Genomic DNA, 21,262 nt, shown 5'->3' with positions numbered 1-21,262 from the left:
ACCGCCGCCATGGTTGAGAACTATCGAACCATAACGCATCAAGCTGCCGTGCAGGCCGTTGCGGCAGCTGTCGGACACGGCGCCGCGAACGGTACGCCGGTAGTCGCCGCGGTCGTCGGGGCTTCCGGTGAGTTGGTCGCGTTCCTGCGGGGAGGCGCGGCACCGTTCCACTCCGAGAAGATTGCGCAGGACAAGGCGTTCACCGCTTCAAGTTTCAAGGTTCCTACTGCCGAAGTTTACGATCTGGTGTCGGGATCGGCTGCGCTTTGCGAAGGTATCGCGCACCAGCCCCGTGTCGTGATGTTCGGGGGAGGCGTCCCGGTCGTCTTCGACGGAGAATGTGTTGGGGGAATTGGCGTTTCGGGCGGCAGCGAGGAAGTCGACGTCGCCTGCGCCAATGCGGCTGCTGCTGCGATCGGCGCGAGGGAGTTTTAAATGGAACAGGCAAGGCGGCTCGAGGCTACGGACGCGGCAGGCGGATTGGAGATTGCACGCCATATTCTAAATTATATCGATGGCCGTTTCGAAGAGGGCAGCGCAGGCGCCACCTTTGCCAACATCGATCCTGCAAGCGGCCTCGAAACGGGGCGCGTCCACGAGGCGACGCGAGCGGATGTCGATCGCGCTGTCGGGGCAGCCCGGCGCGCACTGACCGGTCCCTGGGGCAAGATGACGACGGCTGAACGCGTCCGGCTCATTGCCGCGGTCGCCGACGAGATCGAGCGCAGGGCGGAGGACTTTCTGGCCGCCGAGGTCGCCGATACCGGCAAGCCGCGTCACGTCGCTTCGCATATCGACATTCCGCGGGGCGCGTCGAATTTCCGGATGTTCGCGGACGTCGTCTCGACCCTTCCCACCGAGGCATTCTCCACCCCGACCCCCGACGGGGCGGGCGCGCTCAATTATTCCGTCCGCAAGCCGAAAGGCGTCGTGGCCGTCGTTTGCCCATGGAACTTTCCGCTTTTGCTCATGACCTGGAAGGTAGGACCGGCGCTTGCTTGCGGTAACACGGTGGTCGTCAAACCTTCGGAGGAGACGCCCCGGACCGCCGCGCTGCTGGGCGAGGTGATGGACGCGGTGGGTATGCCTGCGGGCGTGTACAATGTTGTACACGGGTTCGGCCCGGATGCGGCCGGGGAGTTCCTGACCTCCCATCCAGGTGTCGATGCCATCACCTTCACGGGGGAGACCGGTACGGGCGAGGCGATCATGAAGCAGGCGGCCGTGGGGGTTCGCGATATCAGCTTCGAACTGGGCGGTAAGAATCCTGCGGTGATTTTTGCCGATGCCGATCTGGACAAGGCGGTCGAAGGGGTGTCGCGAGCGGCGTTTCTCAACACCGGGCAGGTCTGCCTCGGGACGGAGCGCATCTACGTCGAGCGCTCCATATTCGAGCCGTTTGTAGCGAGGCTCGCCGCCGCTGCCCAGGCGCTCAGGCCGGGCGACGTCAATGATCCCCAATATGTCGGTCCCTTGATCAGCGAAGAGCATCGCCAAAAGGTGCTCGGCTATTACGAGCGGGCGCTGGCGGAAGGGGCCACGTTGATCACGGGGGGCGGTATACCGCAAGTCGATCCGGCCGCGTCCGGGGGCTTCTGGATCGAGCCGACAATTTGGACGGGGCTGCCCCACGACGCGGCCGTTATGCGCGAGGAAATATTCGGACCATGCTGCGGTGTGATCCCGTTCGACAGCGAAGACGAAGCCGTCGCTCTCGCAAATGACACCAGCTATGGCCTGTGTGCGACGATCTGGACCCAGAACCTGTCTCGCGCGCACCGCGTCGCGGCCGCCATGTCGGTCGGCATTTGCTGGGTGAACTGCTGGTTCTTACGTGATCTGCGGACGGCGTTCGGTGGAGCGGGCCAATCCGGGATCGGCCGGGAAGGCGGGCAGCACAGCCTCGAATTCTATACCGAACTCGAAAATATCTGCGTGAAAGTTTGACCATGCCCGATCAGGAACAACTCGACCAGCAGATCATCGAACAGATCGCGGCCGAACTCAGAGTCGCGGCAGAAACGCGGACTCCGGTGCGCCCTCTCCGCGATCGGATTTCCGATGGCGGGGTGGCGGCCGCCTACGCGATCCAGGAGGCCAATACCAAGAATGCGCTTGAATCGGGTCGGCGGCTCGTGGGCCGAAAGATCGGCCTTACCTCCCGTGCCGTTCAAGCACAGCTTGGCGTCGATCAGCCCGACTACGGGATGCTTTTCGCTGACATGGATGTGCCCGAAGGAGAGCCGGTAGCCCTCGATCGGGTCATCCAGCCAAAAGTCGAGGCGGAAGTCGCGATCATCATCGGGCGCGATCTCCCCTATCCGGACCTCACGACTGCGGAACTGATACGCGCCATCGAATATGTCGTGCCGGCCATCGAGATCGTCGATAGCCGCATCGCCAACTGGGACATCAGAATCTGGGACACCGTTGCGGACAATGCGTCGAGCGGCCTCTTCGTCCTCGGTGCGGTGCCTCGCAAGCTCGAGGGCCTGGACCTCAGGACCTGCGGCATGGTGATGGAGTGCCGCGGGGAGCCGATTTCGGTCGGAGCCGGGATAGCCTGCCTCGGCAGTCCGATCAGCGCCTCGCTCTGGCTTGCGCAGGTAATGGCGAGAGAGGGCCGACCGCTCGTCGCGGGCGATGTCCTCCTGTCCGGCGCGCTCGGTCCCATGGCGGCAGCGGCGGCCGGCGATGTGATCGAAGCGAGAATCAACGGGCTCGGTAGCGTCAAGGCGGCTTTCGCCGGCTGAGACGTCGCGAGCCGTTGCGGAAGTTCCGAAGGGAAGAATGACATGCAAAAGACCAAATGCGCGATAATCGGGTCCGGGAACATCGGTACCGATCTCATGATCAAGATTCTCAAGGGCTCCAGTGAGCTGGAACTCTCCGCGATGATCGGTATCGACCCGGCGTCAGAAGGCTTGGCGATGGCAAGGGAGCGCGGCGTAACGACGACGCATGAAGGTATGGCCGGCCTTCAGGCGCTCGACGAATATGGCGAAATTGGCCTCGTGTTCGACGCAACCTCCGCCTATGCGCATATCGAGCACGCGAAAGCGCTGGCGGAGGACGGCAAGCTCGTCGTCGATCTCACCCCGGCCGCGCTGGGGCCGTTCACGGTGCCGCCCGTCAATGCCTCCGTTTCCTCGGGCGCGCGCAATATCAATATGGTGACTTGCGGCGGGCAGGCGACAATCCCGATCGTCGCGGCGGTATCGCGCGTGGCCCCGGTTCATTATGCGGAGATCGTCGCCTCGGTTTCGTCGCGGTCCGCCGGGCCGGGCACGCGGGCCAACATCGACGAGTTTACACGGACGACGGCGAAGGGCCTGGAGGTTGTCGGGGGTGCCGCGAAGGGGCGGGCGATCATCATTCTGAACCCTGCCGAACCGCCGATGATCATGCGCGACACGGTGTTCACGCTGACCGATATCGTTGACGAAGGGCTGGTTCGCAGTGCGGTCGAGGAGATGGTGGCGCAGGTCCAGCGCTACGTCCCGGGCTACAGGCTGAAGCAAGATGTTCAGTTCGAGCGGTTCGGGTCGAACCGCCCCCTGAGAATTCCGGGCTACGGCGAATTCGAAGGGCTGAAGACAAGCGTCTTCCTGGAGGTCGAGGGCGCCGGCGACTATCTGCCCAAATATGCAGGCAATCTCGACATCATGACCTCCGCCGCAAAGGCGGCTGCCGAGGTGATGGTGCAGCATGCGGGGAGCGCGGCGGCATGACTTTCGATCCCGTTACCCAACCGCTCTACATACAGGATGTCACGCTCAGAGACGGAATGCATGCGATCCTGCATATGTACGGGACCGACAGCGTCCGGATGATCGCGAAGGCGCTCGATGACGCCGGCGTCGATGCGATCGAGGTATCGCATGGCGACGGCCTGAACGGGACGTCCTTCAACTATGGGTTCGGCGCGCATACCGACTGGGAATGGATCGAGGCGGCTGCGGACGTGATCAAAAATGCCGTTCTCACGACGTTGCTGGTTCCCGGCATAGGAACGGTCGAGGAACTGAGGCGGGCGCACAGCATCGGAGTTCGGTCGGTTCGCGTCGCAACCCACTGCACCGAAGCCGATGTCGCGAAGCAGCACATCGGGATTGCCAGGGACCTCGGCATGGATGTCTCGGGCTTCCTCATGATGAGCCATATGATCGAGCCTGACGCGCTCGCTGCGCAGGCCCTTCTCATGGAAAGCTACGGTGCGCACTGCGTATATGTTACCGACAGCGGGGGCGCGCTCGACATGGACGGAGTGCGCGCGCGGCTCGAGGCCTATGATCGCGTGCTGAAGCCCGAGACCCAGCGCGGCATGCACGCTCACCACAATCTTTCGTTGGGCGTCGCGAATTCCATCGCCGCCGCCCAGGCGGGCGCGATACGGATCGACGCCAGCCTCGCCGGAATGGGAGCGGGTGCTGGTAACGCGCCGCTCGAAGTCTTCATCGCGGCCGCCGATCGGAAAGGTTGGCAGCACGGCTGCGACGTGATGGCGCTCATGGATGCCGCAGAAGACCTGGTCCGACCACTGCAGGACCGGCCAGTTCGCGTGGATCGCGAAACACTGAGCCTTGGCTATGCCGGCGTTTACTCGAGCTTCCTCCGCCATGCGGAAAAGGCGGCCGATCAATATGGCCTCGATACCAGGGCCATACTTGTCGAGCTGGGGCGGCGGCGAATGGTCGGCGGCCAGGAGGACATGATCGTCGATGTGGCCCTCGATCTTGTGGGGCGCAGCGGACAGGCAGCGACGCGATGAGCTGGCTGGCAGATTTTGCAGAGACGCTCGATCAGGCCGCGGTCGGCGCCAGGGCCGTCCCGCAGCTTACCCATGCGCGTCCCGACCTCACGGTAGAGGATGCCTACGCGATCCAGAAGCTATCGATCGATCGTCGCCTCGATCGCGGCGAGCGACTGGTCGGCATCAAGATGGGACTGACCAGCCGTGCGAAAATGCGGCAGGTCGGAGTAGACCAGATGGCGTGGGGTCGGCTCACCGACGCGATGATGCTGGACGAAGGCGGAAGCCTCTCCCTCGCGAACTTCATCCATCCCCGGATCGAACCGGAAATCGCGTTTCTGATGGGCGCTCCGCTGGCCGGGCGGGTCACGATGGTCGAGGCGCTCGCCGCCGTGGCGGCGGTGGCGCCGGCCATGGAAGTGATCGACAGCCGGTATGAAGACTTCAAGTTCGCCTTGCCCGATGTGATCGCCGACAACAGTTCATCCTCGGGCTTCGTGATCGGCGGATGGAACGATCCCTCGCAGGATCTCTCCAATCTCGGGGTGATCCTGGAAATCGACGGCGCGGTAACGGAAGTGGGTTCGAGCGCCGCGATCCTCGGTCACCCGCTTCGATCCCTTGTGGCGGCCGCGGCAATGGTTTCGCAAGGCGGCGGACGCATCGAGGAAGGCGACATCGTTCTCGCGGGCGGCATCACCGCCGCTCCCGCCCTCCATGGGGGTCAAGCAATACGTACGACGATCGAAAATCTCGGGTCCGTAGCGCTCAGGGTGCAGGCCTGATGCCGATCATCGAGGTCACCTTGCTCGAGGGGCGGACGCCCGAGGCGAAGGAGGCGCTCATCGCCGAGCTGACCGCTGCGGCCGTGACGGCCATCGGGGCCCCTGTCGAGTCGGTGCGGGTCATCCTGCGCGAGATACCGCCCGCGCATTTTGCAGTCGCAGGTCAGTCGATCGCCGCACGCCGCGCGCGCGAGCTGGGACCGGGACCATGAGTCTCGCGCATATGGTGGAGATTCACGGCGGGAGCGCTTTCTCCTGCCCGGACGGCGAGCGCGTTCTGGTCGCGATGGAACGGAGCGGAGCAAGCGACATCGGGGTGGGATGCCGCGGAGGCGGATGCGGTATCTGCAAGGTCCGCGTGCTTCGCGGACCGCATCGCCTCGGCAAGATGAGCAAGGCCCATGTGTCGGACTCGGACCTGGCCGCCGGAATTGCCCTCGCGTGCCGCCTCTATCCGCTGGGACGGCTGACGATCGAAGTCGTGGATTAATCCTGGAGAGTTGACATGTCTGCATCGCTGAAACCCGTGGAGAGCAACTATGGCATCCGGAGCGAATATGGCCACCTGATCGGCGGCGAGTGGATCGCAGGCTCGAGCGGAAAGACGATCGCGCTCTTGAATCCTGCGACAGGGGAAACCTTGACGCGGATCCAGGCCGGCAATGCAGAGGATATAGGGCTCGCGGTCGCTGCGGCGAAAGCCGCATTTCCGGCCTGGTCTCAAAGTTCCGCGGCAGAGCGCCAGGACTTGCTTTACGAGATCGCTCGCCGGCTCAAGGCCCGGCACGAGGAATATGCCATCCTCGAGACCTTGAACAACGGCAAGCCGATCCGGGAGTCGATGTATTTCGACATGCCCAATGCGATCGGCCAGTTCGAGCTTTTTGCCGGCGCGGCCTACGGCCTGCATGGCCAGACGCTGGACTTTCCCGATGCGATCGGGATCGTACACCGGGAGCCGCTTGGTGTTTGCGCCCAGATCATTCCCTGGAACGTCCCGCTCCTGATGATGGCGTGCAAGGTGGCGCCCGCGCTCGCGGCCGGCAACACCATTGTCTTGAAGCCGGCCGAGACCGTATGTTTGTCGGTGCTCGAATTCTTCGTGGAAATGGCAGATCTGTTGCCCCCAGGCGTGGTCAATGTCGTGACAGGCTATGGCGCCGACGTCGGGGAAGCCCTTGTTACCCACCCGGATGTGCGAAAAGTGGCCTTTACGGGGTCGGTAGCGACGGCAAGGCGCGTCATCCAATATGCATCTGCCAACATCGTGCCGCAGACGCTCGAGCTGGGCGGAAAGTCGGCCCATATCATATGTGCGGACGCCGATATCGACGCCGCTGTCGAGAGTGCCACCATGTCCACGGTCCTGAACAAGGGCGAAGTGTGCCTCGCCGGATCGCGGCTCTTCCTCCACGAGGCCATCGAGGAGGAATTTCTAGAGAAGTTTCGCGCTGCGCTCGGCAACATCCGCCAGGGAGACCCTTTGGATCCGGCGACCCAGCTCGGAGCGCAGGCGTCGGCAATGCAGATGGAGAAGGTCGAATCCTATCTCGCGCTGGCCGTGGAAGAAGGCGCAACCGTGTTTGCCGGCGGAGCGCGGTCAGCCGATCCTGGTCTTGCAAAAGGTCACTATGTGCAGCCGACGATCTTCACCAAGGTCGCGAACGACATGCGCATCGCGCAAGAGGAGATATTCGGTCCCGTGACCACCGTGCAGAGCTGGGGCGACGAGGATGAAATGATGGCGCGCGCGAACGACACCAGTTTTGGCCTGGCCGGTGGCGTTTGGACCCGTGATATCGCGCGGGCGCACCGCATCGCGCGAAAGCTGGAGACCGGGACCGTCTGGATCAATCGCTATTATAATCTCAAGCCGAACATGCCGCTCGGAGGCTATAAGCAAAGCGGCTTCGGCCGCGAGTTCAGCCACGAGGTTCTGAACCATTACACGCAGACCAAGTCAGTTATCGTCAATCTCCAGGACGGCAAGCTTGGAATGTTCGATCAGTAGGACGAGCGCAGATGATCAGAAATATTGCGATCGTCGGCGCCAATATGGCCGGCGCGCGCGCAGCGGAAGCGCTCCGCGGCGCTGGATATGACGGACGGATACACCTCGTCGGCGACGAGCCGTGGCGGCCTTACGAAAGACCGCCGCTCTCGAAAGAGTTGCTGTGGCACGACGGAGCGCCGCCGGAAACCTTCTATCTCCATGATGAAGCCTGGTACGAAGCGAACAGAATAGAGCTTCGCCTCGGTGTGCGAGCGGACACCATCGACCTGAGCGCGGGGGCCATCGGGCTGGCTTCGGGCGAGCGCATCGACGCGGACCGGATATTGCTCGCGACGGGCGGGGCCGCGAGACGGTTACCGCTGGACGGCGCGGACGCTGTCAACGTCCATCATTTGCGAACCTATGACGATGCGCTTCGTCTGGCCGGAGATTTGCGGCCTGGCGCCCGGATAGTCGTGATCGGAATGGGGGTGATCGGCGCCGAGGTTGCGGCGAGTGCGCGCCGCATCGGGTGCGAGGTCACGGCCATCGAGCCGTTTGCTGCCCCGATGGTTCGCACGATCGGCGAGCATTTCGGCGGGTGGCTGGGAGAATATCATCGTACGCAGGGTGTTCGGTCCCTGTTCGGCAGGTCGGTTGCCGCGCTCCGCCGCGAAGGGTCAAGGGTCAATGCGGTCGAGCTTGACGACGGCGAACTGGTGCCGTGCGATGCCATCGTCGTAGGGATAGGAATCGTGCCCGCGATCGAGCTGGCAGCGAGCGCCGGACTTGCCGTGGGCAACGGGATCGTCGTCGATGCCCAGTGCAGGACCAGCAATCCAAACGTGTTCGCTGCGGGAGATGTCGCCGAGCAGCCTGACTTCTTTGGCGGGCGCGTTCGTCTGGAAACCTACCAGAATGCAGCGGAGCAAGGGGCGGCGGCTGCGTCGGGCATGCTCGGGCTGCCGGTGGAATATTGTCGTCCCTGCTGGTTCTGGAGCGATCAGTATGACCTCAATATTCAGTGCACAGGGCGGATCGATGCCGAAAAGCAGGTGATACTCCGCGGGAGGATGGAAGATGGCGCCTTCTCCGCATTCTTCCTGTCGGACGGCATCGTGACCGGTGCACTCACCGCGAACCGCCCCTCCGACATGGGCATCGCAAAGCGCCTCGTGGAGCGCAGAACGCAGATCGACGCGGCGCATCTTGCCGATGTCGATACACCGCTGCGGGAGATATTGAAGCGTGCGACGGCCTGAGCCTCGTCGACCTCAGCCTATCCCGCCCCCTGCGACATACAAGGTCTGCCCCGTAATATAGGATGCCTCCGGCGCGGCAAGAAAGCAGATCGCGGACGCGATCTCGTCCGGCTCGCCGAACCTCGCCATCGGCGTGTCGCGAAGCGTCTGACGGACAACGGTGTCGAAACCCGCGCGGTCCGCGTCGGTGGGCGGTGCCGGGTTGCGGGGCGTTACGCGCGCGACATTCACGCCGCCAGGTGCCACGCAATTCACGCGGATCGGGCGATCTTCCAGATCCTGTGCCAATGCCGCCGTCAACGCGGAGACACCCCCTTTCGCGGCGGCATAGGGCAGGCGGTTGATGCCTCTCGTCGCAACCGATCCGACATTCACGATCGCGCCTTGCCCGGCGGAAATGAGGTGCGGCAAGACAGCGTGACAGCACCATATGGTCGGCCAGAGCGACCGTCTGATCTCCGCTTCGATCTCGTTGGGGGAATATTCCCAGAATGGCTTCGCCCAAATCGTGCCACCGACATTATGCACGGCGACATCGACCCGGCCATGACGGCTCATGACATTGTCATAAAGGGCTCGCGCTCCCTCAAGGCCTTCCAGATCATGGCACTCGGCCCGTGCGTCCAGCCCCTGCGACCGCAGTTCCGCTACCGCTCCTTTTGTCGCCTCCTCGGCGCGGTCGGCAATTGTCACAGAGGCCCCCTCGCGGGCCATCCGCGTTGCGACAGCGAGGCCGATCCCTTGCGCGCCTCCCGTGACCACCGCGATTTGACCAGCAAAACGATTAGAGCCGCCATACATGGATCATTTCTCCCGCATCGCAATTAGTTGCATAGTTTCAAGTGTTTATCTTGGCATCGAACGATCGGTCCAATCTTACCATCTCGGTGCTTGCAAACACAAGGGGTAAAGCATTACACTATGAACAATGAATGAGGCCCGCGATTCTGCGGAGCTTCAAAGGAGAGGGACAATGCGCGACAGGCTAATCCACCCGCGGGATATCAGGGGCGCTTGGGCGATCATACCGACGCCAGCAACCGATGATGCGTCGGACTGGCGGGCCACGCAAACCGTCGATCTCGACGAAGCCGCACGCGTTGTGAATGGCCTGATAGAAGCCGGGATCGACGGGATTTTGAGCATGGGTACGCTGGGCGAGGCAGCCACGCTCACCCACGCCGAAAAGCTCGACTATATGCGTGCCATCGTGGATGCCGCCCGAGGCCGCGTACCGGTGTTCGTCGGAACGACCTGTCTCAACACGCGCGACACGATCGCGCTGACCCGCGAGGCACTCGAGATCGGCGCGGATGGAACGATGCTCGGCATCCCGATGTGGTGTGCGCCCGCGCTCGACGTGGCAGTCCAGTTCTACCGCGACGTCGCAGAGGCAGTGCCCGGCATGAACATCGCGGTCTATGCGAACCCTGAAGCGTTCAAATTCGACTTTCCGCGATCCTTCTGGGCGCAAGTCGCCGAGATTCCGCAAGTCGTTACGGCCAAATATATCGGTATCGGAACCCTGTTGGCCGATCTTGCCGCGGTGAAGGACAAGATCAAGCTGCTTCCGATCGATTTCGACTATTATGCCGCGGCGAGGATGGCAGACGATGTCGACGCCTTCTGGTCGAGCGGTGCGGTGTGCCATCCCCTCGTGACGACCACCTTGCGCGACATCGTCGCGGGAGCGAGGGCAAGCGGTGACTGGACGGCTGCCCGGGCGCTCCAGTCTCGCCTCGGGCCGACCGCGGCCCCGCTATTTCCGAATGGAAGTTTCAAGGAATTCTCGACGTACAATATCGGGCTGGAGAAGGCGCGGATGGACGCGGCAGGCTGGATGAAGGCCGGCCCCGTCCGGCCACCATACCATCTCGTTCCCGAGGCCTTTCTGGCCGGCGCGCGGCAGTCGGGGACGATGTGGGCTGACCTTGGCAGGGCGCTTGAAGCGGAGCGCGCTACCCCCGCAGCAATGGAGTCGGCGTTATGACAAAGGTAGAGCTGGACTGGCCGCACAATATAAACGAGATTCCCAAGGAAGCTTTCACGCGCAAGGACATTTACGACGTCGAGTTGCGTCGTATCTTTCATGGCGAGGAGTGGCACCCCGTGTGTCACGAGAGCGAGATTCCCGAGCCAGGCGATTTCAAGACCTTCAGGCTCGCGGGTGTCCCGCTGCTGATCGCGCGTGGCGACGATGGGGTCGTAAGGGCCTTTTTCAACGCGTGTTCCCACCGGGGCAATCAGCTCGAGACCGCGCCGATGGGGAACAAGACAGAATTTGAGTGTCCCTATCACCGCTGGCTGTTCAGCACGAAGGGGGAGCTGGTCGGTTGTCCGAACCAGCGCGAATTCCTGCCCGGATTCAACCGCTCCGACTATCCGCTCGCGCAGCCGAGAATGGAGAGCGTCTACGGTCTCGTATTCGTCACGATGTCGGCGCGGACCGAACCTCTTGTGGAAAGCCTCGGGGGGATGATGGAGACGCTGCGGGAGCTGGTTGGCGGCGACGGACGCCTGAAGCTGCTTGGCTATCAGAAGGTTCGCTACAACACGAACTGGAAGTCCTATACCGACAATGACGGGTATCACGCCCCCTTGCTCCATCAGGCCTTCAACCTGCTGAACTGGCAAGGCGGAAAGGGACGGCAGTTCACCAGCACGAAGCGAGGCCATATCGGATTCGAATCCGAGCTGTCGGTCGCCCGCGGCGACACCATCCTGCAAGATCCCTCGATCATCGAGTTCAAGGGTCAGGACCCCTCGGTCGGGTCGCGGATCGTGAGCCTTTTTCCGACGTTCGTCGCGACGAAACATCTCGATGTTATCAACCTGCGATTTGCGACTCCCATCGATCACGAGCGCGTCGAAGTTCACTACGCCTATTTTGCGCACGCCGATGACGACGAGGAAATGGTGCGTCACCGGCTGCGTCAAAGCTCCAACCTCCTCGGGCCGAGCGGCCTCATCAGCATGGAAGACGCGTCGATCTTCCATCGCATTCACATCGGAAATCATACGCCGGGAGCAGCGGTCTTCCAGAAAGGCGTCCGAGATCCCGAGACGATCGAGGAGGAATTCCTGCAGAATGACGAGAGCGGTAACTTGCCGCGCTGGGAATATTATCGCGAGGTCATGGGATTCGCGAGGCGTGCGGCATGAGCCTCGCGCCAGATTCTCTGAACCGCGCCCTCGACGCTCTGCTCGTGTCCGACGCCGACGCCCTCGACAGCAAGGACATGGCGCGCTGGTTGTCCAACTATGCCGAGGAAGATGCGGCCTCCTACATCTGCCTGTCGGCCGAGAATGAGGAACAGGGGCTTGCGCTCGGTTTCATGTACGACGATTGCCGCGCACGACTCCTCGACCGGGTTACCTATATCACGCAAATCTGGGCTGGAACCTTCCAGGATTATCGTACGCGGCACTTTGTACAGCGGGTGGCGACCGGGCGCATCGATGATCAGACCTGGCACGCACGTTCGAATTTCAGCGTGTTCATGACGCCCGAAGATAGCGGCGTATCGGAAGTGCTGGCAACGGGCAGGTACGAGGATGTCGTGCGCGAATCCGCGGCGGGAGAACTTAGGCTCCTCTCCCGCCGGGCGCTGCTCGATACGACCGTGCTCCCACGTTACCTGGTTTATCCGATTTAGCCCCGCCGGGCGGTCACTTGGGGGGAGTGGCCGCCCGGCAAACGGCGTCGGCTCACGCGAGACGATGGCCCAAATCGTCAGCCCGATTTTGCCCAGTCCCTGGCGCCGAAGTGAAGTTCCATCATCGGCCGCATGACGTCCCACCGCTCAAGCTGGCTCCAATGGCCGGACCTGTCGAGAACATAAAGTTCCGCGTGTTGCAGATGTTCCAGCAGGTAAAGGCTGGTGTCGAGGGGTACGATGCGATCCTGCCTGCCGTGGAAGATCAGCACGTCGTGCGGAAGCTTGCTCAGGATTGACGGCGGCATCGCCAGAGCTTCGATACCAACCTTCATGGAGTCGATCATCTTCGCTGCGACGGCCATGACGGACGGGTCGGTGGCAATCTTGTAGCGCGACGTGACGATCTCCTCCATGCCCTCGAACTTGTCTGCATCATAGGCGAAACTGTGCATAAGCTGCCGATACCGCGACGGACGGGGATCGGAATAGAATGAAAGAAGCCGGATGAGTTCCGGCGTGCGGGGAGCGGGAGCCCCGATGGAACCCATCAATACGACCTTGCCGAAACGCTCCGGGGCCTCGCTCAGAAGCTGCAGCGTAAGTGCGCCGCCCATCGAATTTCCGACGACGTGAGCGACGTCGATCGACATGGTCTCCATGAGCCCGAGGCATTGTTCCACGCGCGTGCCGATCCAGCCCATGATATTGTCCGGCGAGGGGTCGGGGATCGTCGACTGCCCGAAGCCGATCAGATCCGGAGCGACGACGAAAAAATTCTCCGCCAGGTCGGGCATGAGGTGCAGCCAGTTCGACGCGGCGTGCGCTCCGGGCCCGGCGCCATGCAGCAGCAGGACCGCCGGATTGGCAGGATCGCCAGCAATGAGCGTGTGCGATGTCAGCCCGCGGCCCACGATTTTTTCTTCGCGTACAGCTGTGTTCACGATGTCTCTCCCTTCCTTCTCCATGTCGAAGACAACCAAGAGCATTGCACAATGGATATCGCATTGTCTATTGTATTCGCGTTTGAGATCTCGCGAGGTCCCATATCGCTAGACTCGAATATCTCTATGTGCAATGCATTGCCCATTGGATTTCACTTCCACGCGCAGCGCTTTGGCTCGCGAAGGAAGATCGGAAGGGGACCGCCATGGACGATAGGCTCATCGCGACGCTCGCCGGCGAATTGGGCGAAGCCGAGAAGACGCGAACGCCAGTTCGTCAATTGTCGGCCCGCTATCCCGATATGACGATCGAGGATGGCTACCGGGTCGCCCGCTCTTGGGTGGACGGCAAACTCGCATCGGGCCGCCATTCCATCGGGCGGAAGATCGGTTTGACCTCCCGCGCAATGCAGCAATCGGCCGGCATTACCGAACCGGACTATGGCACATTGCTCGACGACATGGCTTTCGAGGAAGGAGGCGATATCCCTATCGATCGCTTCATCAACCCGAAGGTCGAAGTCGAGCTCGCCTTCTTCCTGGCTCGCCCGCTGAAAGGGCCCGGTGTCACGGCTCACGCCGTCCTTGCGGCGACGGACTATGTCGTACCGGCGATAGAGATCATCGATAGCCGCGTTCAAGCCATCGACGAGGTGACGGGAAGCGCGCGCAAGATCCAGGATACGATCGCGGACAATGCGGCGAATGCCGGCATCGTCATCGGCGGCCGTCCGGTCCGGGTCGATGCCGTTGACCTTCGGTGGGTGGGCGCCATCCTCTCGCGCAACGCCGTGATCGAGGAGACCGGCCTCTCGGCCGGGGTGCTGAACCATCCAGCGCGCGGCGTCGCTTGGCTCGCGAACCGGTTGGGAGTTTGGGGCGAGGGCCTGCAAGCCGGAGAAATCTTGCTCGGAGGTTCCTTTACGCGCCCCGTTCCCGTCTCTCGCGGCGACGTGATATCGGCCGACTTCGGCAGGCTCGGCACCATCGGCATGAGATTCGCCTGACGTGCCGTTGCCCATGCCTCCCAATCACTTCAAAGCCGCGCTGGCGCAGCAACGTCCCCTGTTCGGATTCTGGCTTGCCCTGGCCGACGCCAGTGTGGCTGAAATATGCGCCGGGGTCGGTTTCGACTGGCTGCTGATCGATGCCGAGCACGGCCCGCAGACGCTGCCCGGCATTATTGACCAGCTTCGCGCGATAGAAGGCTGCTCTTCCTGCGCCGCCGTGGTACGCGCACCTTCCTCCGATCCGATCGCGCTGCGGCAGATCCTGGACCTGGGCGCTGCAACGCTGATGATCCCGATGGTCGAAAATGCCGAACAGGCGACCCGGATCGTCGATGCATGCCGGTATCCGCCTGCAGGGAGCCGAGGGATCGGCGGCGCGAGGGCGTCGCGCTGGGGTGCTATTCCCACCTTTGTCTCTGAAGCGAACGCGCAGCTTTGCGTAATCGCGCAGATCGAGACCATGGCGGGGATAGAAAATCTCGAGGCGATTGCCGCGGTCGACGGTGTCGATGCCCTCTTCATCGGTCCCGCGGACCTCGCAGCCTCCGCGGGGCTGATGGGCAGCTCCAACAGGGACAGGCTGCGGGACCTGACGCTGGACGCTCTCGCGCGGATCATCGCGACCGGAAAGCCCGCAGGAATCTTGTCGCGCGATCTCTCCTTGGTCGATGCCCATCTCTCGGCCGGGGCGAGCTTCGTCGCCGTCGGAATCGACGCATTCGCGCTCGCTGATGCGGCCGGGAGGCTGCTGGAACGCTTCAAGCCATGATGCGCGACGGCGTCACCCACTTATCCCTTGCACAATGAGCAATGGATTGTATGGTGTGCGTCGACAATAGAATCGGGAGCGGGTCTGCAATGGCGATTTCTGGACCGAAATGCGACGCGATCCGCCGGGTCCTGTGACGCTGCGGAGGATCGTTATTGCCGTGACTGGCGCCACCGGCGCAGTCTACGGTCTGCGGCTTCTCGAAATGATGCGCGATACGCCCGGCTTCGAAACGCATCTCGTCGTTTCTCAGGCCGCTGTGCTGAATATCCGTGAGGAGCTACCGCTGACGCTGAAGCAGTTCGAAGCGGCAGCCGACGTCGTGCACAATGTTCGCAACGTGGGAGCCTCTATCGCGAGCGGATCCTTCCTGTGCGAGGGTATGGTGGTCGCGCCATGCTCGATGCGGACTCTGGCCGCAATCGCCAACGGGCTGTCCGACAATCTCATCACTCGTGCAGCCGACGTCATGCTCAAGGAGCGGCGCAGGCTGACGCTGATGGTCCGCGAAGCGCCGCTCAATCTCGCTCACCTGCGCAACATGGTCGCATGCTCTGAAATGGGCGCGGTCATATTTCCGCCTGTTCCCGGCTTCTACGCGCGGCCGTCGACGGTCCAGGACATCGTCGATCACAGCTGCATTCGCGTCCTCGATCAGTTCGGAATTCATCGGGAACAGGACCGGCGCTGGACCGGCCTCAGCAGTGCCCAGGTCACGCGCCTTGAATCGACCGAACCTTCGGAAAGGGTAAGCCAATGATGAACGAGCTTAATCGCCGCGACTTGCTCGGGGCAGGGCTTGTCACCGCTGGATTGGCAGGGGTCGCCGGCCTCGGCTCCGTGCCTGCGCGAGGCGAACCGGTCCGGGTGGTGCGGCAGCAGGGAATCCCCGAAAGCATCCGCTTCTCCGATGCGCTTGCCTCGGAGGTTCCGACCGCCAGCGCGCTGGAGGTTGGGCCTGGGCTGGACGAATTATTCGGATACCGCCCGAGCGGAAAGGGCGTGATTGCCGGACTGACCTCCGACCCGGTGGCGATGATCGCCGGTCAGCTTCTGATCGAGGCAGGCGCCACTCCGATCCTGCGCTGGGACCATAGTTATGGCGCCGGCCGATGGACGCACCGGATAGCCGGCCAGCCAGGCTTCGCAGGTGTTTCGCAATTCACATGGCCGGCCGTCGCTGCGATGCGCCTCCGCGACGAGCTCGCCGGACGGGCGGCCGGGCCGCGGGAGTCGGGGTGCGCCTCGGAAATTTGCGGCTTGAGTGCGCGCAGTCCCGGATTTCTCGTGACCTGGGCATTTCGCCTCGACGGAGGTGTCCGATGACGCCCAACCTTCCCGAGGGCATTGCTGCTGCCGACTTCTCGCGCCTTCTGGAGGAGCTCTCCGGCGTCGTCGGGAAATCCTGGGTGTTCGTCGACGAGCTTCCTCTTTCAAGCTACCGCGATGCATATTCGCCTCTCGCCGACGGCACGCTGTTGCCCTCGGCGGCCGTTGCTCCAGAGAATATCGAGCAAATTCAGAAAATTCTCGCGGTCGCGAACAATTATCGCGCGCCGTTGTGGACGATCGGGACAGGGCGAAATTTTGCCTATGGCGGCCCGGCGCCCCGCAAGTCCGGATATGTCATCCTCGACTTGAAGCGCATGAACCGGATCATCGAGGTCAACGAGAAATATGGCTATGCGCTGGTTGAGCCCGGCGTTTCCTACATGCAGCTTTACCGGCACCTCCAGCGGATCGGCAGCAAGCTCTGGATCGATCCCGCCGCGCCGGCATGGGGCGGCGTGATGGGGAATGCCCTCGAACATGGCGCCGGCTACACTCCGTACGGCGATCACTTCATCATGCAGTGCGGCATGGAAGTGATATTGCCGGACGGTCAGGTCGTGCGCACGGGGCAAGGTGGAATCGCGGGAAGCAAGAATTGGCAGATCAGCAAGCATGGCATCGGTCCCCAGTTCGATGGCATGTTCACCCAATCGAACTTCGGCGTTGTCACCAAGCTCGGCATCTGGCTGATGCCCGAGCCACCCGGGTACAAGCCGTTCATGATCACCTTCCCGCGGGAAGAAGATCTCGAGCAGATTTTCGAGATCACGCGCCCGCTCAAGGTTAACCAGATCATCCCGAATGCTGCTGTCGCAGTCGATCTGCTGTGGGAGGCATCGGCAAAGACGACACGCCGTCACTATTATGACGGAAAAGGCCCGGTTCCGCCGTCGGTCCGGGCCAAGATCGCATCCGATCTCGATCTTGGCATGTGGAATTTTTACGGCGCGCTTTACGGGCCGCCGCCCATGATCGAGAACAACTGGAAAGTCATCGAGGACGCATTCGGCAGCATCCCGGGGGCGAAATTTCACTTCGCGCGCGAAAACGACCCGGCATGGGACTACCGCGTGAAACTGATGCGCGGCGAACCCAATATGACCGAGTTCAGCATAATGAACTGGATCGGGGGGGGCGGGCATGTGAACTTCTCGCCAATCTCCGCGCCGAACGGGGCCGAGGCGATGTCGCAATATAATCTGATCAAGCAACGCTGCCACCAGTTCGGCTTCGACTATATCGGCGAATTCCTCGTGGGGTGGCGCGACATGCATCACATCCTGATGATCATGTACAATCGCGCCGACGAAGCGATGCGCAAAAGTGCATACGACCTGTTCAGCCTCCTTGTGGACGAGGCTGCCGACGCGGGCTTCGGCGAATATCGCACCCATCTCGCCTTCATGGACCAGATCGCGAAGACCTATCGCCACAATGATGGAGCGCTATGGGACCTGCACCACCGCCTGAAGGATGTGCTCGATCCGAATGGAATTCTGTCGCCAGGCAAGCAGGGTATCTGGCCGAAGGCTGCGCGCGGCTGATGTCGGCGTCCCTTGATCTCCCGGGATTTTCATCATGACCCATGCCCGTCCGCACCTTCACCACTGGATCGCCGGCGAGTTCGTGGCGCCCGGCGATGCCGGATATTTCGACGACCTCAACCCGGTCGACGACAGCCTTTACGCGCGCGCCGCGGCCGGGACGTCCGCCGACATCGAACGGGCCGTCGAGATGGCCGACGATGCCTTCCGCAAGTATCGCCACCTGCCGGCAGCGGTGCGCGAGGATTGGATGGTGAAGGCGTCGGCGCTGATCGAGCGCGACGCCGGAGCCTTTGCGGATGTTCTCATCGAGGAAATCGGCTCACCGATCGCGAAGGCCGGTTTCGAAACCCGATTTGCCGCGAGCTTCCTGCGCGCCGCGGCGGGTGTGCCGCGCCGTATCCGTGGCGAGACCATCCCTTCGGACGCCCCCGGCAGGTTCAGCATGAGCCTGCGCGAGCCGGTTGGCGTGGTCGCGGGCATTACCCCGTTCAACGTGCCGTTGATCAAGGGGATCAAGCAGTCCGCAATGGCTCTGGCGACGGGAAATGCCTTTGTCCTTTTGCCCTCCGAGTCTGCGCCGCGGGTTGCCGACATGCTTGCCCGGCTCTGGTCCGAGGCCGGCGTTCCGGCTGGGCTTTTCAATGTCGTATATGGCGACGGCGCGCGCATCGGAGACACGCTCACGAGCCATCCGAAGGTACGCGCGATCACCTTCACGGGCTCATCGCGCGTCGGAAGGCATATTGCCGCGATCGCCGCGAGGGGGCTGAAGAAATACACGCTCGAACTCGGCGGCAAGAGCCCGCTCGTGATCTGCGCCGACGCAGATATCGAAAAGGCGGTCGCGGCCGCGATCTTCAGCATTTTCATGTATCAGGGGCAGGTCTGCATGGGCGCCTCGAGAATCTATGTCGAGCGCCCGATATTCGAGGATTTTTCGAAAGCGTTTGCCGCGGCCGCCTCGCGGCTGACGGGGGGCGATCTCCGCGACTCCTCGACGATGCTGGGGCCGATAATCTCGGATCGCCAACGGCAACGCGTCCGGCGCCACGTTGACGACGCCAGGGACAAGGGCGCCAATGTGCTGGCGGGAGGGCAATGGCTCGGAAATGTGTGCGAAGCCACAGTCCTCGCCGGCGTCATGCCGGAGATGGACGTCGCAAGGGAGGAAACCTTCGGTCCCGTGACGTCGCTCTATCCGTTCGACAGCATGGACGAGGCCCTGCGCCTCGCAAATGATACCGAATATGGCTTGAGCGCGGCGATCTTCACGCGCGATATCGACAAGGCGCTGAAGTTCGCGCGCGAAGCGGAGGTCGGTATGGTGCATATCAATGCCCCGACCCTGCACGATGAGCCCCATGTTCCATTCGGGGGTGCGAAAGCCTCCGGTTTCGGCCGGGAAGGAACCGAGGTCGATCTCGACATCATGACCGAGTGGAAGTGGGTCACCATTCAGACCGGCGCCGCTGGTGAAGGAGGGCATTGATGGAGCGGGCAGACGGCAATTTGCGAAGCAACCTCGCGGAGCGCGCGCGGGGGGTCGGATCGCTGCGCGACTTCCTGGAGCTTCTCGAGGAGCATGGGCAGGCGGTTCGCTGGAGCGACCGCGTCATGCCCGAACCCGACCTTCGCAATATCGCCGTCGCGGCTTCGCGGGACGTCAACAACGCGCCGGCGATCATATTCGACAATATTGCGGGTTATCCGGGGAAGCGAACGGTCGTCGGCGTCCATGGTTCGTGGGACAATATCGCGCTGCTTCTCGGGCAGCCCAAGGGAACCACGATCAGGGAGATGTTCTTCGATATCGCCGGCCGATGGGGCGATGCCTCGGCGCAGATCAGCCGCGTGTCGGAAGGGCAGGCGCCCGTCCACGAATGTCGCCACGAAGAGAATATCAACCTCTATGATATTCTGCCCGTTTACAGGATCAACGAATATGATGGCGGCTTCTATCTTGCGAAGGCGTCGGTCGCATCGCGCGATCCGCTCGAACCGGACGATTTCGGCAAGCAGAATGTCGGTATCTACCGCCTGCAGATCCAGGGACCCGATCGCTTCAGTCTGATGACGATCCCGGCCCATGACATGGGCCGGCAGATCCTGGCCGCGGAGCGGGAAGGGGTTCCGCTCAAGGTCGCGGTGATGCTCGGCAATCATCCGGGCGTTGCGCTTTTTGCCGCGACCCCGATCGGATATGATGAATCCGAATATGCCTATGCCTCGGCGATGATGGGAGCACCGATACGCCTCACCAGCTCCGGAAACGGTATCGATATCCTCGCCGACAGCGAGATCGTGATCGAAGCGGAACTCGTCCTGGGCGAGCGCGTCTTCGAGGGACCGTTTGGAGAATTCCCGGGCTCGTACAGCGGGGTTCGGCGCGCTCCGGTATTCAAGGTGACGGCGGTATCGCACCGGCAGAACCCGATTTTCGAGAATATCTACATCGGGAGGGGCTGGACCGAACATGACACGCTGATCGGCCTTCATACCTCCGCGCCGATCTATGCGCAGCTCCGCCAGACCTTTCCTGAAGTCACCGCGGTTAATGCGCTTTACCAGCATGGGCTGACAGGCATCATTGCGGTCAAGAACCGGATGGCGGGCTTCGCCAAGTCGGTGGCACTCCGCGCCCTCGGGACTCCGCACGGCCTGATGTATCTCAAGAATCTGATCATGGTCGATGCCGACATCGATCCGTTCGACCTGAACCAGGTCATGTGGGCCCTATCGACCCGAACGCGCGCCGACGACATCATCGTGCTGCCCAATATGGCAATGGTCCCGATCGATCCTGCCGCCGTGACGCCCGGGAAAGGGCATCATCTCATTATCGATGCGACCAGCTACCTACCGCCTGATCCGGTCGGCGAGGCTCATCTGGTATCCCCGCCCACCGGACCGGAAATCGAAGAACTTGGCAAACGCATTCGCCAGATGCAACGAGGAGACGTGCGGTGACGCCAGCGCAATGCCCACGATGCGGATCCGACGGTAGCACCGCCGATTTTCGCGGTGTCGATGACGGTGAGACCGTCTGGACGATCTGGCGCTGTAACGATTGCTGCTTTTCCTGGCGCGACAGTGAGCCGGCAAGCGCGATCGACCGCAAGCTGCGCGCCGGGGAATTCGCTCTCGACATTTCGGACCCCGGGCGGTTCCCGGTCGTCCTCCAGCCTTCGAACTTCCAGAAATAGGAGCTCCA

The 21,262-nt window shown here is 62.5% G+C and carries 22 protein-coding genes and 1 pseudogene; 21 read left to right on the top strand and 2 right to left on the bottom strand.

The genetic code is table 11. The features are described 5' to 3' along the window. The first annotated feature begins 9 nt into the window (after nt 1-9). From IR187_RS06265 to IR187_RS06220, 10 genes and pseudogenes are all read left to right on the top strand, one after another. A complete protein-coding gene (locus IR187_RS06265; RefSeq protein ID WP_058807220.1) occupies nt 10-435 on the top strand; it encodes a GlcG/HbpS family heme-binding protein in 426 nt (141 codons plus the stop codon). Continuing rightward, nucleotides 436-1,947 (top strand): 2-hydroxymuconic semialdehyde dehydrogenase, encoded by a 1,512-nt coding sequence (locus IR187_RS06260; RefSeq protein ID WP_082662669.1) that lies wholly within the window; start codon nt 436-438, stop codon nt 1,945-1,947. A 2-nt stretch (nt 1,948-1,949) separates the two neighbouring features. Beyond that, a complete protein-coding gene (locus IR187_RS06255) occupies nt 1,950-2,753 on the top strand; it encodes a 2-keto-4-pentenoate hydratase (protein ID WP_058807221.1) in 804 nt (267 codons plus the stop codon). 42 nt (nt 2,754-2,795) lie between these two features. Then, a complete protein-coding gene (locus IR187_RS06250; RefSeq protein ID WP_058807222.1) occupies nt 2,796-3,731 on the top strand; it encodes an acetaldehyde dehydrogenase (acetylating) in 936 nt (311 codons plus the stop codon). Further along, the gene (gene dmpG, locus IR187_RS06245; protein WP_058807223.1) at nt 3,728-4,771 is read left to right on the top strand and encodes a 4-hydroxy-2-oxovalerate aldolase; all 1,044 of its coding nucleotides are present in this window, start codon (nt 3,728-3,730) and stop codon (nt 4,769-4,771) included. Before IR187_RS06250 ends, dmpG begins: the two co-directional genes overlap by 4 nt. After that, nucleotides 4,768-5,538, top strand: coding sequence for a 2-keto-4-pentenoate hydratase (locus IR187_RS06240; RefSeq protein ID WP_058807224.1), 771 nt, complete (start codon nt 4,768-4,770; stop codon nt 5,536-5,538). Before dmpG ends, IR187_RS06240 begins: the two co-directional genes overlap by 4 nt. Beyond that, a pseudogene (locus tag IR187_RS06235) lies at nt 5,514-5,750 on the top strand (2-hydroxymuconate tautomerase); the annotation flags it as partial. The gene IR187_RS06240 and the pseudogene IR187_RS06235, both read left to right, overlap by 25 nt. Then, the gene (locus IR187_RS06230; protein WP_058807226.1) at nt 5,747-6,028 is read left to right on the top strand and encodes a 2Fe-2S iron-sulfur cluster-binding protein; all 282 of its coding nucleotides are present in this window, start codon (nt 5,747-5,749) and stop codon (nt 6,026-6,028) included. The pseudogene IR187_RS06235 and the gene IR187_RS06230, both read left to right, overlap by 4 nt. Nucleotides 6,029-6,043: 15 nt before the next feature. After that, the gene (locus IR187_RS06225; RefSeq protein WP_058807227.1) at nt 6,044-7,549 is read left to right on the top strand and encodes an aldehyde dehydrogenase family protein; all 1,506 of its coding nucleotides are present in this window, start codon (nt 6,044-6,046) and stop codon (nt 7,547-7,549) included. An 11-nt stretch (nt 7,550-7,560) separates the two neighbouring features. Further along, on the top strand, nt 7,561-8,793 hold the full coding sequence (locus IR187_RS06220) for an NAD(P)/FAD-dependent oxidoreductase (RefSeq protein ID WP_228765591.1): 1,233 nt from the start codon (nt 7,561-7,563) through the stop codon (nt 8,791-8,793). Nucleotides 8,794-8,805: 12 nt separating this feature from the next. On the opposite strand, the gene IR187_RS06215 is transcribed toward IR187_RS06220, so the two are convergent. Beyond that, entirely contained in the window at nt 8,806-9,594 is a 789-nt protein-coding gene (locus IR187_RS06215) for a 1,6-dihydroxycyclohexa-2,4-diene-1-carboxylate dehydrogenase (protein ID WP_058807228.1), read from the bottom strand. A 172-nt stretch (nt 9,595-9,766) separates the two neighbouring features. Here IR187_RS06215 and IR187_RS06210 point away from each other — a divergent pair, with 172 nt between their 5' ends. From IR187_RS06210 to IR187_RS06200, 3 genes are read left to right on the top strand one after another with little or no spacing between them, the layout of a single operon-like run. Next, nucleotides 9,767-10,783 carry a dihydrodipicolinate synthase family protein gene (locus IR187_RS06210; RefSeq protein ID WP_058807229.1) on the top strand — a complete coding sequence of 339 codons (1,017 nt, stop codon included), beginning with the start codon at nt 9,767-9,769 and terminating at the stop codon, nt 10,781-10,783. Beyond that, nucleotides 10,780-11,955 (top strand): aromatic ring-hydroxylating oxygenase subunit alpha, encoded by a 1,176-nt coding sequence (locus IR187_RS06205; RefSeq protein WP_058807230.1) that lies wholly within the window; start codon nt 10,780-10,782, stop codon nt 11,953-11,955. The genes IR187_RS06210 and IR187_RS06205 overlap by 4 nt, the downstream gene beginning before the upstream one ends. After that, the gene (locus IR187_RS06200) at nt 11,952-12,449 is read left to right on the top strand and encodes an aromatic-ring-hydroxylating dioxygenase subunit beta (protein WP_058807231.1); all 498 of its coding nucleotides are present in this window, start codon (nt 11,952-11,954) and stop codon (nt 12,447-12,449) included. Before IR187_RS06205 ends, IR187_RS06200 begins: the two co-directional genes overlap by 4 nt. A gap of 77 nt (nt 12,450-12,526) precedes the next feature. On the opposite strand, the gene IR187_RS06195 is transcribed toward IR187_RS06200, so the two are convergent. Continuing rightward, entirely contained in the window at nt 12,527-13,438 is a 912-nt protein-coding gene (locus IR187_RS06195; protein ID WP_228765590.1) for an alpha/beta fold hydrolase, read from the bottom strand. A gap of 161 nt (nt 13,439-13,599) precedes the next feature. Here IR187_RS06195 and hpaH point away from each other — a divergent pair, with 161 nt between their 5' ends. From hpaH to IR187_RS16980, 8 genes are all read left to right on the top strand, one after another. Beyond that, nucleotides 13,600-14,400, top strand: coding sequence for a 2-oxo-hept-4-ene-1,7-dioate hydratase (hpaH, locus tag IR187_RS06190; protein ID WP_058807232.1), 801 nt, complete (start codon nt 13,600-13,602; stop codon nt 14,398-14,400). A gap of 13 nt (nt 14,401-14,413) precedes the next feature. Continuing rightward, nucleotides 14,414-15,172: an HpcH/HpaI aldolase family protein gene (locus IR187_RS06185; protein WP_228765589.1), complete on the top strand. Its 759-nt coding sequence runs from the start codon at nt 14,414-14,416 to the stop codon at nt 15,170-15,172. 109 nt (nt 15,173-15,281) lie between these two features. Next, on the top strand, nt 15,282-15,932 hold the full coding sequence (locus IR187_RS06180; RefSeq protein ID WP_156420460.1) for a UbiX family flavin prenyltransferase: 651 nt from the start codon (nt 15,282-15,284) through the stop codon (nt 15,930-15,932). Beyond that, nucleotides 15,929-16,498, top strand: coding sequence for a hypothetical protein (locus IR187_RS06175; RefSeq protein ID WP_058807233.1), 570 nt, complete (start codon nt 15,929-15,931; stop codon nt 16,496-16,498). Before IR187_RS06180 ends, IR187_RS06175 begins: the two co-directional genes overlap by 4 nt. Next, nucleotides 16,411-18,048, top strand: coding sequence for an FAD-binding oxidoreductase (locus IR187_RS06170; protein WP_324187651.1), 1,638 nt, complete (start codon nt 16,411-16,413; stop codon nt 18,046-18,048). Before IR187_RS06175 ends, IR187_RS06170 begins: the two co-directional genes overlap by 88 nt. A 34-nt stretch (nt 18,049-18,082) precedes the next feature. Next, nucleotides 18,083-19,540, top strand: coding sequence for an aldehyde dehydrogenase family protein (locus IR187_RS06165; protein WP_058807235.1), 1,458 nt, complete (start codon nt 18,083-18,085; stop codon nt 19,538-19,540). Further along, nucleotides 19,540-21,018, top strand: coding sequence for a non-oxidative hydroxyarylic acid decarboxylases subunit C (locus IR187_RS06160; protein WP_058807236.1), 1,479 nt, complete (start codon nt 19,540-19,542; stop codon nt 21,016-21,018). The genes IR187_RS06165 and IR187_RS06160 overlap by 1 nt, the downstream gene beginning before the upstream one ends. Then, the gene (locus IR187_RS16980; RefSeq protein ID WP_058815051.1) at nt 21,015-21,254 is read left to right on the top strand and encodes a non-oxidative hydroxyarylic acid decarboxylases subunit D; all 240 of its coding nucleotides are present in this window, start codon (nt 21,015-21,017) and stop codon (nt 21,252-21,254) included. The genes IR187_RS06160 and IR187_RS16980 overlap by 4 nt, the downstream gene beginning before the upstream one ends. The last annotated feature ends 8 nt before the right edge of the window (nt 21,255-21,262 follow it).

Source organism: Sphingopyxis solisilvae, assembly GCF_015475875.1.
Lineage (GTDB): Bacteria > Pseudomonadota > Alphaproteobacteria > Sphingomonadales > Sphingomonadaceae > Sphingopyxis > Sphingopyxis solisilvae.
Note: the sequence above shows the minus strand (reverse complement) of the source record. Positions and strands in the feature narration are given on the sequence as shown.